A 12,283-nucleotide genomic window follows, 5' to 3' on the forward strand; every position below is an offset into this window, starting at 1 on the left:
ATAATAATAATAATAATAACTAACTATATATNTNNGTTTTTATGATTAAGTTTTTAAAACTTTAGTTATAATTTGAAGTACTTACTTCAAAGTTAGCATCTTTAGCAGCCAAATAACGCTCTGCATCTAAAGCAGCCATACATCCTGTTCCAGCAGCTGTAATAGCTTGTCTATAAACATGATCTGCAGCATCACCACTTACAAAAACGCCATCAACATTAGTTTTTGAAGTTCCTGGTTTAGCATTAATAATGTAACCTGTTTCATCTAAATCTATAAAGCCTTTAAAAATATCTGTATTAGGCTTGTGTCCAATAGCAACAAAAAATCCAGTAGCTGATATTAAATGTTGATCATTAGTTTGATTGTTTTTTACTTGTACACCAGTTACAACTTGACCATCACCAATAACCTCTTCTGTTTCAGTATTAAATAATATCTCAATATTTTCAGTGTTTTTAACACGTTCTGCCATAATTTTTGAAGCTCTAAACTCGTCACGACGTACCAACATTGTAACTTTAGAACATAGTTTTGATAGGTAATGAGCCTCTTCACAAGCACTATCTCCTGCTCCAACAATTACAACTTCTTGATTACGATAGAAAAATCCATCACATACTGCACAAGCAGATACTCCACCACCAAGATTTAAATATTTTTGCTCTGAGTCAAGTCCTAAGTATTTAGCACTAGCTCCTGTAGAGATAATTACAGTATCACAGTGTATTTCTTTCTCATCATTGACCCACACTTTATGTACATCTCCAGAAAAATCCACTTTAGTAATCCAACCATTTCTAATATCAGCCTCAAAACGTTCTGCTTGTTTTTGAAGTTCCATCATCATTTCAGGACCAGTAATTCCGTCAGGATATCCAGGGAAATTTTCAACCTCATTGGTTGTTGTTAATTGCCCTCCTGGTTGAGCGCCTTGATATAAAACAGGACTCATATTAGCTCTAGCTGCATAGATTGCTGCTGTATAACCAGCAGGACCAGAACCTATTATTAAGCATTTTACTCTTTCTATTGTGTCTGACATAATTTTATCATTTTATCTGTTACAAAAGTAGAATTTTTAAAAGAAAACTTACACTACAATTATTAAAAGTTATTATTTAATCATAAACAGTTCTTATACTGTAATTTTTGATTTTTTTTTAAGAAAATTATAATTCAAATATTATAACTTAACCCTTAAATACAAACAAAACTAAATCATGGGAATTATAGCCACCAATAACAACAAAACAACTTTTTATTACAACTCTAACAGCAACTTAGACAAACAAACTTTAGCATATGTTACAGATAGCTTGAAAAAGCTTTCAACTATAGATTTTTCTAAAACAAAAGTTGCAGATACACAATGGATTGAAATTTGTGATAAATTAAATATATCTGTTGCAGATTTAGTAAACAAACAGCATCCAGATTATACAAATAATTATAATTCTGATAATAATTTAAATAATGAAGATTGGCTTAAAGTAATACAAAAAAGTCCTCAAGTCGTTGCCTTTTCTATATTAGTTATTGGTGATAAATTTTATAAAATTGAAAATCCCTCTGAAGCTAGACAATATCTAGAAGGAAGCTCGAACATTATTGACGATAAAAAACACATATAAGTTTAATATTCGTTTATCGTTTTATATAATCTTGCTAAAAATAAGGCTATAAAAATAAAGAAGCATAACTTAGCTATAATAGCTAAGTTACCTGCAATATGTCCAAATCCCAACACAGCAGATATAAACGCAAATGTTATAAAAAAAATAGTCCAACGCATGTTTAATTATATTTAGTTTTACAAATATAAAACCTAAAAAATACTGTATAACATTGTTTAACACGCATTTACAAAGACTTTAACTGCACTTAACAGTAATATCAAATTTTTAAGAAGTCATTAAGAAAAATATTAATCAAACTGAGGCTGATAAGATTTAAGTAACTGCATCATCACATGTTCCATTTTGGTGAAATTTGCTGTTTTTCTGGCTAATGCTTCCTGCTTAAAGTAATTTACAATTGTGCCATCTTGATAACTACTAATAACAGCTGGATGTATATAATATTTTTTACACACATTACGACTATTACCTAATTGCTGTGCTGCAACGTCTATAGCTTGAATTATATTTTTATTATTTTGTTTTACATTAGAAACATAACCAATAGATTTTAGGGTTTCAAAGCAAATGATACTTGCTGCCCAAGTCCTAAAGTCTTTTGCTGTAAATAAAGTTCCGCTTAAGGTTTTTAAATAATCATTCAACATGGTACTATCCACCTTGTGTTTTTCTCCAAATTCATCGTAATACTGAAACAATTCCCAACCAGGTATGTCTTCACATTTATTAACTAAACGTATTAATTTCTTATTTCTTAATGAAATTTTATATTCTTTACCTTTCTTTCCTGTAAATTCAAATAAAATTCTATCCTTATAAGTATTAACATGCTTACTTCTAAGTGTAGTTAAGCCATAAGTCTCATTTCGCTTTGCATACTGAGTATTTCCAACTCTTATATGCGTTTCTTCAATTAATCTTACAATTAAAGCTAAAACTTTAGTTTTAGTCCAAGTGTTTTGATCTAAATCCAAATCCACTTGAGCACGAATATTTGGTAGCTGTTGGCCAAACAAATACATTTTATAAAATTTAGTCTGATTCCTTATTTTATTCCATTTAGGATGGTAGCGGTATTGTTTACGTCTTTTAGCATCTCTTCCAACAACTTGAAGGTGACCATTTTTTAATTCAGAAATCTTAACGTTTTTCCAAGCTGGAGGTATAACTAAGTTATTAATTCTGGTTAGCTCCGTTTTTTCTTTGATAATTTTATTTTTCAGTTTAAAAATAAAATTATCATCCTGTCTTTCTCTTATAATTTTTAAGTTGGACGGATTGGTATAAACCAAATCAAATTCTTCTATAACCTGTTCTGGTTGTAAAAGAATTTGATTGTAAATTTGTTTTGTTAAAGCCTTCAATTTGTTAAAATTAAAGGTTATTCACCATGTAATCACTATACTGTTTTGCTAAGCTTTCTTTTTCATTTTCATTAAAAACTTTTCCAGCCAATTGAAAAAAAACATGCTCCTCGTCTTCCAAATGATGCTCAACTTTTTCTTTAAGATCTTTAGCTATTTTCAACCATGCAGACGAGCTGTAATCGGTCTCATCTAATTGATTAATCAATTCATCTATTTCATGATGTTCAGCAATACCGTGTCTGGCTTTCTCTTGCATCATATCATTACTAATTAATGGCTTATAAAAATGGCGCTCTTCAGCTTGAGCGTGAATTTCTAATTCATTTTTTAACGATTTGTATATATCATCTCTTTGGTCACTGTCGCCTTCTGTTTTAACAAGTCTATCAAGTAAGTGACGTTGTGTATCGTGGTCTTTTCTAATAGATTCAAATATAGTCATGGTGGTTGTTTTGTGGTTAATTATTTAATAATTCTTTTTAATAGCATCATGGTACTAAATTTAGAAATCATTTTGTATCCAGTTTGTAACCAATTTGGTAGTTGGACTGCTTCTTTAAAATCTCCTTTAATGCCTTTAAGTTCTTCCCAAGCAATATCTTTTTCAAGACGTAAACGCTTTAAATTAATTTCAATATCTTCTTGTGTTTTATATTGTGCCATAATTATTCAAAAAAGGTTTTAGATATAGATTGGATGACTTTATTATTTATGTGTTTTCTAGCAACGTATATAATAATTGCAAAAACAATAAAAAATAAACCAACTATTAAAAATCCACCTGAATAACTACCCATTACATTACCTAAGGCAATGGAAGCTGCTATTGCCATAAAAACAAAAGCAATCAAAATTAAACCACCAATTAAAAGTGCTTTTAAAACTAAACTTACAGATGTAGTTAGTTGCTCAAAAACTTTTAATTTGTAGTACTCATGAGATTTTTTAAGATATTCCTCTCCTTTATCTATAGCTTGGTTGGACGAGTCTTGTATCGATTCAAATACAGTCATCTTATTTCTGAAGTTTTTTGTTCTTCAATTTTAATTCTTTCAACTTATTCTCTAAAGTTGTAATAACGTCATCTGCTTTGTAACTTACATCAGATACTATTGATTCTAATTGAGTATCTAACGTATGTTTTTTAGAAGTCAAAGTACTAGTTACTTGATCTTTCATATGTAAAGCACTATCGGTTAGTTTATCCTTGGTAGCAACCGCATCATCTTTAAGTTTCTTTCTAGTATTGCTTCCTTTATCTGGTGCAAATAAAATTCCAACTGCTGTACCAATTGCTCCTCCTAATAATAATCCTAATGCTGTGTTTGTGTTCTTGCTCATTTTTCTTTTTGTTTTTTTGGTTAATAAATTTACTCTAAGAGCTCTCTCAAAGTAACTTACTCAAAGATAAAATTTTAACATTAAATAATTCTTAATAAAACTTTAAATAAAGTGATAAATCTATGTTAAAACACAAAATTACAAAGCTAAAAATACTGATTATTCATAATTTTAACAAAAACAAAAAGAGATGAAAAAGCAAGTTGAAACCTATAATCCGTTTACAGGCGAAAAATTAAAATCTTACAACTTTAATTCAAATCCTGAAGTCAATTCTAAACTTAAAACTGCTAATCAAACATTTAACGATTGGAGTAACAAACCAATAGCACACAGAGTTAAACTTTTAAAGAATTTAGCCAATTTACTTGAAGACAATAAACAAGAGTATGCTAATTTAATGACTGAAGAAATGGGGAAACCTATATCCCAAAGTATAGCTGAAATCGAAAAATGTGCAACCTTATGTGATTTTTATATCGCTAATGCGGAAAACTTTTTAGCAGATCAAATTATTGAAACCGAAGCTTCAGAAAGCTTCATTAGTTACGACCCATTAGGAGCAATTCTAGCCATAATGCCTTGGAATTACCCATTTTGGCAAGTCTTTAGATTTGCTGTTCCAACTTTAACTGCAGGTAATGTCGGGCTTTTAAAACATGCTTCTAATGTAACAGGAACTGCTTTAGCCATTCAAAAACTTTTTACTGATGCTGGATATCCTGAAGGTTGCTTTCAAACCTTAATCATTCAACATGATCAAATGGACAGCTTATTAGAAAACGATACTATAAAAGCGGTAACATTAACTGGTAGCGAAAAAGCAGGTCGAAGCATTGCTGCTTTAGCAGGAAAAAACTTAAAAAAAACAGTCTTAGAGTTAGGAGGAAATAATGCATGCGTCGTATTAGATGATGCTAATCTAGATAAATATATAGATACAATGGTAAAAGCACGTATGCAAAATAATGGTCAAAGCTGTATTGCTGCAAAAAGGTTTATTGTAACTAAAAATATTTATGACACATTCTTAACAAAGTTTACTAATAAAGTAAAAGACTTAAAACAAGCAAGTCCTAAAGACTATAATGCTTACAGTACCTCTATGGCTAGAGAAGATTTAGCTAAAGAGCTAGAAGAACAAGTTTCTAAATCATTACAATTAGGAGCTAAGGTTCATTATGGAAACTTAAGAGATAAAGCAAAATACCAACCAACAATCATTACAGAAGTAACTACTGACATGCCAATATTTAAAGAAGAAACTTTTGGTCCTGTTGCAGCAATAATTAAAGCAAAAGACAAAACCGAAGCTTTAAATCTTGCCAAAAATTCAAGATTTGGTTTAGGAACCATGATATTCACCGAAGATATTGATAACATTTATCAAGATATTAGTCAAATTCCTGATGGTGCACTTTTTATAAACGAAATGGTTAAGTCAGACCCAAGATTACCATTTGGTGGTACAAAAGCATCAGGTTATGGAAGAGAATTATCTAAAGAAGGTATTTTAGAATTTGTAAACACTAAAACAGTATATATTAATAAATAAAAACTATGAGTTTGATAAAAGAGAAAAACGAAAACACAAAAGATTACATTTTACAAAAAGACAAAACCACAAAACGCACAGGAGGATTTATAGCTGTCGTTCTAATAGTATTAATAACAGCGGTAATCGCATCAGGTTATATATTTAAATGGTTTTAATATATAAAAAAAGCTTCAGTAAATACTGAAGCTTTAAAAGTCGGGGTGGCAGGATTCGAACCTGCGGCCTCCACGTCCCAAACGTGGCGCGATAACCGGGCTACGCTACACCCCGAATTTGATTATCTTTCCTTAAAAACTATTTGTTTTTTTGGAGGTGCAAATATATACCTTTTCTTTAAACTAAAGTTATTTTTTCAAAATAATTTTTTAAAAATAAATCTAGCAAGAAAATTTCTACATAATTAAATAAAACTAATTTGCATTTACACAACATCAATAACAAACATCCTAAAGATTTTATTAAATTTGTACTTTAAAAGATTTAATAAAATATTATGCTAATTATAGGTATTGCAGGAGGAACTGGTTGTGGTAAAACGACGGTTGTTAATCAAATTTTAACTCAGTTACCAGAAGGAGAAGTTGGTATTATTTCTCAAGATTCATATTATAAAGATACAAGTCATTTAACTTATGATGAGCGTATTAAAATTAATTTTGATCACCCAAGATCAATAGATTTTGAATTATTAGAACAACATTTAAAAGAATTAAAACAAGGTCAACCAATTGACCAACCTGTATATTCGTTTGTAAAACACAACAGAACTGGTGACACCATCAGAACTAAACCTAGAAAGGTGATGATTGTAGAAGGTATTTTAATTTTAACACATCCTGAATTGAGAGAGATGTTTGATATTAAAATTTTTGTGCATGCGGATAGTGATGAACGACTTATTAGAAGACTTAAACGCGACATTACTGAACGTGGTAGAGATATTGACGAGGTTTTAACACGTTACCAAAACACACTTAAACCAATGCACCAGCAATTTATACAACCAATGATGGAGTATGCTGATATAATTATACCTAACAACAAATATAATACAGTTGCTGTTGGTATTGTTAAAACAATTATTAACGAAAAACTTCAGTAATTAAGATGAAATGGTTCAAAAACATATATATTCTTATCCTCATCATTTTTGGTGTATGGATGATATTTTTTGATACCAATTCTTTGCTAAACCATAATGACGTCAACCAAGAAAAAAATAAATTGGAAGATGAAAAAGAATACTACAAAAAAGAAATCATTAAGGATAAGCAAGCTATCAAACGTTTGACTAGCGAAGATGGTCTAGAGACGTTTGCTAGAGAAAAATATTATATGAAAAAAGAGAACGAAGATATTTATATCATCGAGTATGCTGACAGTTTAAAGACTAATAACAATGAATAATTCACTTTTTTCCGCATTTGAAAAAGTATCCTCTAAAGCATGGAAACAAAAAATACATGTAGATTTAAAAGGTGCTGATTATAATGATACTTTAATTTGGAACACCAATCATGGTATAGATGTTAGACCATTTTATCATCAAGATGAAATGACTGAAATATTAACCATCAGACCGCAACAATGGACGATTGGCCAAATTATATTTGTTCAAAATGAAAGTGCTGCAAACCTTAAGGCTATTGATGCTTTAAACAGAGGTGCGCAAACAATAAAGTTTGTAATCCCTAACAACTCTATTTCAATTGAAAAAACACTATTAAATATTAACCTTGACACTGCCGATATTAAAATAGAACTTCAGTTTTTTGACCAAGAATATATAGATCAACTGGCTAAAATTTCTGCGAAAGCAGTATTAATTATAGATCCAATTGGTCACTTTGCTAAATCAGGTAACTGGTTTAACACAACCAATAACAGCTTAATAGTTAGTAATACTATTACCATTAATACTGATACGTATCAAAATGCAGGAGCAAATATAACGCAACAATTAGCGTATGGTTTATCACATTTAAACGAATATTTTAATGTTGCTCAAGCTGATGTTTCTGCAATACAACAGGTTACTTTTAATGTAGCCATTAGTACCAATTACTTTTTTGAAATTGCAAAACTTCGTGCTTTTCGTGCACTTTATAACACTTTAGCAGCTGAGTATAATTGTGATGCAGATTTGGTAATTAATGCAATTCCAAGTAAACGTAATAAAACTATTTACGACTACAATACTAACATGCTTAGGACTACAACGGAGTGTATGAGTGCCATTTTAGGTGGTGCAAACACAGTTTTTAACTTGCCTTACGACGCTATTTACCATAAAGATAACGAGTTTGGCGAGCGTATTGCCAGAAACCAATTGTTAATTTTAAAAAACGAAAGCTATTTTGATATTGTCAACAATGCTTCAGACGGTAGTTATTACATCGAAACTTTAACCTCTCAATTAGCAGATAAAGCTTTAATTATCTTTAAAGATATTGAGGCTAATGGTGGTTTTATCGCTCAGTTAAAAGAAGGCAGTATTCAGAAAAAAATAAAAGAAAGCGCTGCCAAAGAACAAGAACAATTTGATAATGGACAAGTCACTTTGTTAGGAACCAATAAACATCCTAATAAAAATGACAAAATGCAAAATGAGCTGGAATTGTATCCTTTTGTTAAAATGAACCCAAGACAAACTTTAATCGAACCTATTATAGAAAAAAGATTAGCCGAAACCCTTGAACAAAATCGTTTAAAAACCGAATAAAATAAAAACAACCATGAGTACACGTATTTTAAAAATTTCATTATTATTAATCATTGCTTTTAATTTAAGTTGTAATACAAATGAAGCTAAGCTTGAACAATTTAAATACGCTGACCAAAAAGAAACCATAACTTGTAATACAGGTTATGACGCTATTTTAAAAGAAGCTTTGTATACTTTTGAGAGTGATATTATTAATAAATACGACCCAAAACAAAAAAACAAATTACGCGCTTATCGTGCATATATCAGTAATTACATTTCTAACAGAACCGCTTTACAGGAAACCGTTTCACCTCACACTAAAGCTGTGTTTGATGTTTTAAAATCCAAAAAAACATTATGGAATGGCAAACAGTTAAACTACAGTAGCCCTGAAGTAACATGTATTATTGACAATTTAAACGACAAAAACTTAAAGCAAACCATACAGTCATTATTATCTGTTAATAGTATGAGTTCGGATTTATTTGCTGCACCATTAAGAAGTAGTACTGCATACTCAAGAGATGCCTATTTAGCAACTTTTGTTGCTTTAGATTTATACTATTCTAAATTACATGACATAGATTTTTCTAAAGTAGATTTAACAGCAAACACACCAAAACCAGAACCAATAGATTTTAATAAGACACCTGCTAAAACACCTTTAAAAGTTAAAGAACCTATTAATAATAATATTGACCATACAGGACATAATCACAACTAATAAGTAAACCACTTAATCGAAACACAGTTTGAAAATAAAAATTTCAATATTAATAACACTATTTATTTATTTTTCTTGTGAAGAGAAAAAGAAACAAACTGTTGTCAAACAAGAGATATTTGGTAAATATTTCAACTTAAAAAAAGATAATATTGATATTTATTTACCTAATACCTTACATCAATATAACTTAGTTGAATACAAAAGAATGCTCAATACTATTGAAGATTCAATAGCTAGAGAATCTGAGATATTGCGTTATAATATTTTAAAATATTCAAAAAAAAAACGTGTACTTCTTTAGATCTGCAAATCATACTACAGATGTTTCCATAAAAATGATTGATTATTATCCATTTAGTAAAAAAGATTCTAATTACATGTCATCTTTATTAACGCATCATTGTCAAGAAATTGCCGAAACAACCAATAGTACATGTACAAAGATAAAATCAGGCTATTCAGGAAACCATAAAACAAAAGCTTTTATGACTAAATTTAAAATTGATTCAGAGACAGAACCTTCTAGCTATTCAACTATATATGCTGTAAGTTCTAATTCTAAATCTTTTATAATAACCTTTCGCTCTTTATTGAACAGAGATTATAATAAGTTCATACAAAAAACCATAATTAACTAATGGCTAGAAAAGACCTTCAACATATAACCCTAAAATCTGACGCAAAAAAGTTAAAAACAAACAACAATACGTTTTTAACTGCAGAAGACATTAGTATTAAATCTGAATATTCTAAAGACGATTTAAGTCAAGTCAATCATATAAATTTTGTTGCTGGATTAGCACCTAATTTACGTGGACCTTACAGCACAATGTACGTTAGAAGACCTTGGACTATACGTCAATATGCAGGTTTTAGTACAGCTGAAGAAAGTAACGCCTTTTACAGACGTAATCTTGAAGCTGGTCAAAAAGGATTATCTGTTGCTTTTGACTTAGCAACTCACAGAGGGTATGATTCTGATCATCCACGTGTTGTTGGAGATGTTGGTAAAGCAGGAGTTGCGATAGACTCGGTTGAAGACATGAAAGTGTTATTTGATCAAATCCCATTAGATAAAATGTCTGTTTCAATGACCATGAATGGAGCAGTTTTACCTATCATGGCTTTTTATATTGTAGCAGCTGAAGAGCAAGGTGTTAAACCTGAATTACTGGCAGGAACAATTCAAAATGATATTTTAAAGGAGTTTATGGTACGTAATACTTACATCTATCCTCCTACTCCTTCCATGAAAATCATTTCGGATATTTTTGAATACACTAGTCAAAATATGCCTAAATTTAATAGCATTAGTATTTCTGGCTATCATATGCAAGAAGCTGGAGCAACTTGCGATATTGAACTAGCATATACACTTGCTGATGGGCTAGAATATATTAGAAAAGGACTGGCTGCAGGAATGGATATAGACACTTTTGCGCCAAGATTATCCTTTTTCTGGGCAATTGGGATGAATCATTTTATGGAAATTGCAAAAATGCGATCTGCTAGAATGCTTTGGGCAAAATTAGTAAGTCAATTTAACCCTAAAAACCCTAAAAGTTTAGCACTACGTACACATTGCCAAACTAGTGGTTGGAGTTTAACCGAACAAGATCCTTTTAATAATGTAGCTAGAACAACCATTGAAGCTGCTGCTGCTGCTTTTGGTGGTACACAAAGCTTACACACTAATGCATTAGATGAAGCCATAGCATTACCTACAGACTTTTCTGCTAGAATTGCACGTAACACACAAATATTTTTACAAGAAGAAACTAATATCACTAAAACAGTTGATCCTTGGGCAGGTAGCTATTATGTCGAAAAACTCACACATGATATTACTGAAAAAGCTTGGTCTTTAATTGAAGAAGTTGAAGCTTTAGGTGGTATGACAAAAGCAATTGAAGCTGGTATACCAAAGTTACGTATTGAAGAAGCTGCTGCTAGAAAACAAGCACGTATTGATTCTGGTCAAGATATAATTGTTGGAGTTAACAAATATGTACTAGATGAAGAGGATGCTATTGCAACGCTTGAAGTAGACAACCAAACTGTACGATTACAACAAATTGAAGGTTTAGAAAAGATAAAAGCCACTAGAGATACAAATAAAGTGAATCAAGCTTTAGCCAATTTAACTAAAGCTGCTAAAACAGGTCAAGAAAATTTATTAGCTTTAGCTGTAATAGCTGCTCGTGAAAGAGCTACTTTAGGTGAAATTAGTGACGCTCTTGAAGCTGAATTTGGACGCTATAAAGCACAAATAAAATCATTTTCTGGCGTGTATAGTAAAGAAATTAAAGATGATAAGTCTTTTGCAAAAGCAAGAGTATTAGCAGACCAATTTGCAGATCAAGATGGTAGAAGACCACGTATAATGATTGCAAAAATGGGACAAGATGGACATGATCGTGGTGCAAAAGTTGTAGCAACTGGCTATGCAGATGTAGGCTTTGATGTAGACATTGGACCATTATTCCAAACTCCAGAAGAAGCTGCAAAACAAGCGGTAGAAAATGATGTACACATACTTGGTGTATCCTCTCTTGCAGCTGGACATAAAACTTTGGTTCCGCAAGTTATTGAAGAACTAAAAAAATACGGTCGTGACGATATAATGGTAATTGTTGGAGGAGTGATACCTAAACAAGATTACCAATATTTATTTGACGCAGGTGCTGTTGCAGTTTTTGGGCCTGGAACAAAAATTAGTGATGCAGCTATTAAAATTTTGGAAATTTTAATAGATTAATCACTCATCAAATTCCTACAAAAACAATCAAATTTATAAATTATATACAAAAATGTGAGTTTGTTTTTATATTTAAAGCATAACCATCATTAAAATAGAGGTTTAAAGCAGGTTTATAAACCAAGGTTGTTTCATTTAAAACATTGTTAACAACTAAGGTTTTTATTAGTCATAAATAATTGTAT

General features: G+C 30.7%; 17 protein-coding genes and 1 tRNA gene. 10 read left to right on the forward strand and 8 right to left on the reverse strand.

Annotated elements, in window-relative coordinates; all coding sequences use genetic code 11:
- Positions 1 to 61: 61 nt before the first annotated feature.
- The gene (gene trxB / locus ITB9_RS06090; protein WP_054851554.1) at positions 62 to 1,045 is read right to left on the reverse strand and encodes a thioredoxin-disulfide reductase; all 984 of its coding nucleotides are present in this window, start codon (positions 1,043 to 1,045) and stop codon (positions 62 to 64) included.
- Between the two features lie 178 nt (positions 1,046 to 1,223).
- Between trxB and ITB9_RS06095 the strand changes: the two genes are divergently transcribed.
- Positions 1,224 to 1,634, forward strand: a complete 411-nt coding sequence (locus ITB9_RS06095; RefSeq protein WP_028290487.1) for an arsenate reductase family protein — start codon at positions 1,224 to 1,226, stop codon at positions 1,632 to 1,634.
- A gap of 2 nt (positions 1,635 to 1,636) precedes the next feature.
- Here the strand turns inward: ITB9_RS06095 and ITB9_RS15330 are convergent, their stop codons facing one another.
- From ITB9_RS15330 to ITB9_RS06120, 6 genes are all read right to left on the reverse strand, one after another.
- Positions 1,637 to 1,795 carry a DUF1328 domain-containing protein gene (locus ITB9_RS15330; protein ID WP_028607782.1) on the reverse strand — a complete coding sequence of 53 codons (159 nt, stop codon included), beginning with the start codon at positions 1,793 to 1,795 and terminating at the stop codon, positions 1,637 to 1,639.
- Between the two features lie 132 nt (positions 1,796 to 1,927).
- Positions 1,928 to 3,004 carry a DNA topoisomerase IB gene (locus ITB9_RS06100; RefSeq protein ID WP_054851555.1) on the reverse strand — a complete coding sequence of 359 codons (1,077 nt, stop codon included), beginning with the start codon at positions 3,002 to 3,004 and terminating at the stop codon, positions 1,928 to 1,930.
- 10 nt (positions 3,005 to 3,014) lie between these two features.
- Positions 3,015 to 3,449 carry a hemerythrin domain-containing protein gene (locus ITB9_RS06105; RefSeq protein WP_054851556.1) on the reverse strand — a complete coding sequence of 145 codons (435 nt, stop codon included), beginning with the start codon at positions 3,447 to 3,449 and terminating at the stop codon, positions 3,015 to 3,017.
- A 20-nt stretch (positions 3,450 to 3,469) separates the two neighbouring features.
- Positions 3,470 to 3,670: a hypothetical protein gene (locus tag ITB9_RS06110; protein ID WP_028290491.1), complete on the reverse strand. Its 201-nt coding sequence runs from the start codon at positions 3,668 to 3,670 to the stop codon at positions 3,470 to 3,472.
- Positions 3,671 to 3,672: 2 nt separating this feature from the next.
- Positions 3,673 to 4,020, reverse strand: coding sequence for a phage holin family protein (locus ITB9_RS06115; RefSeq protein ID WP_054851557.1), 348 nt, complete (start codon positions 4,018 to 4,020; stop codon positions 3,673 to 3,675).
- Between the two features lies 1 nt (position 4,021).
- Entirely contained in the window at positions 4,022 to 4,348 is a 327-nt protein-coding gene (locus tag ITB9_RS06120; protein WP_054851558.1) for a YtxH domain-containing protein, read from the reverse strand.
- A 190-nt stretch (positions 4,349 to 4,538) separates the two neighbouring features.
- On the opposite strand from ITB9_RS06120, the gene ITB9_RS06125 reads away from it, so the two are divergent.
- A complete protein-coding gene (locus ITB9_RS06125) occupies positions 4,539 to 5,903 on the forward strand; it encodes an NAD-dependent succinate-semialdehyde dehydrogenase (protein WP_054851559.1) in 1,365 nt (454 codons plus the stop codon).
- Between the two features lie 5 nt (positions 5,904 to 5,908).
- Complete coding sequence (locus tag ITB9_RS15600; RefSeq protein WP_187294258.1) at positions 5,909 to 6,061, forward strand: hypothetical protein; 153 nt, start codon at positions 5,909 to 5,911, stop codon at positions 6,059 to 6,061.
- A 40-nt stretch (positions 6,062 to 6,101) separates the two neighbouring features.
- Here the strand turns inward: ITB9_RS15600 and ITB9_RS06130 are convergent.
- Positions 6,102 to 6,176 (reverse strand) — tRNA-Pro (locus ITB9_RS06130).
- Between the two features lie 223 nt (positions 6,177 to 6,399).
- Between ITB9_RS06130 and udk the strand changes: the two genes are divergently transcribed.
- Genes udk through scpA form a run of 7 tightly spaced genes read left to right on the forward strand, consistent with a single transcriptional unit; the run spans position 6,400 to position 12,098 of the window.
- Positions 6,400 to 7,008, forward strand: coding sequence for a uridine kinase (udk, locus tag ITB9_RS06135; protein WP_054851560.1), 609 nt, complete (start codon positions 6,400 to 6,402; stop codon positions 7,006 to 7,008).
- Between the two features lie 5 nt (positions 7,009 to 7,013).
- Entirely contained in the window at positions 7,014 to 7,313 is a 300-nt protein-coding gene (locus tag ITB9_RS06140) for a septum formation initiator family protein (protein WP_036600125.1), read from the forward strand.
- Positions 7,306 to 8,628: a methylmalonyl-CoA mutase subunit beta gene (locus ITB9_RS06145; protein WP_054851561.1), complete on the forward strand. Its 1,323-nt coding sequence runs from the start codon at positions 7,306 to 7,308 to the stop codon at positions 8,626 to 8,628. Before ITB9_RS06140 ends, ITB9_RS06145 begins: the two co-directional genes overlap by 8 nt.
- A 13-nt stretch (positions 8,629 to 8,641) precedes the next feature.
- A complete protein-coding gene (locus ITB9_RS06150) occupies positions 8,642 to 9,337 on the forward strand; it encodes a hypothetical protein (RefSeq protein ID WP_054851562.1) in 696 nt (231 codons plus the stop codon).
- 28 nt (positions 9,338 to 9,365) lie between these two features.
- A complete protein-coding gene (locus ITB9_RS06155) occupies positions 9,366 to 9,641 on the forward strand; it encodes a hypothetical protein (protein WP_054851563.1) in 276 nt (91 codons plus the stop codon).
- Positions 9,628 to 9,978, forward strand: a complete 351-nt coding sequence (locus ITB9_RS06160) for a hypothetical protein (RefSeq protein ID WP_148638386.1) — start codon at positions 9,628 to 9,630, stop codon at positions 9,976 to 9,978. The genes ITB9_RS06155 and ITB9_RS06160 overlap by 14 nt, the downstream gene beginning before the upstream one ends.
- Positions 9,978 to 12,098, forward strand: a complete 2,121-nt coding sequence (gene scpA / locus ITB9_RS06165; RefSeq protein ID WP_054851565.1) for a methylmalonyl-CoA mutase — start codon at positions 9,978 to 9,980, stop codon at positions 12,096 to 12,098. The genes ITB9_RS06160 and scpA overlap by 1 nt, the downstream gene beginning before the upstream one ends.
- The last annotated feature ends 185 nt before the right edge of the window (positions 12,099 to 12,283 follow it).

The sequence above is a fragment of the Olleya sp. ITB9 genome (assembly GCF_001315805.1).
Taxonomy (GTDB): Bacteria; Bacteroidota; Bacteroidia; order Flavobacteriales; family Flavobacteriaceae; genus Olleya; species Olleya sediminilitoris.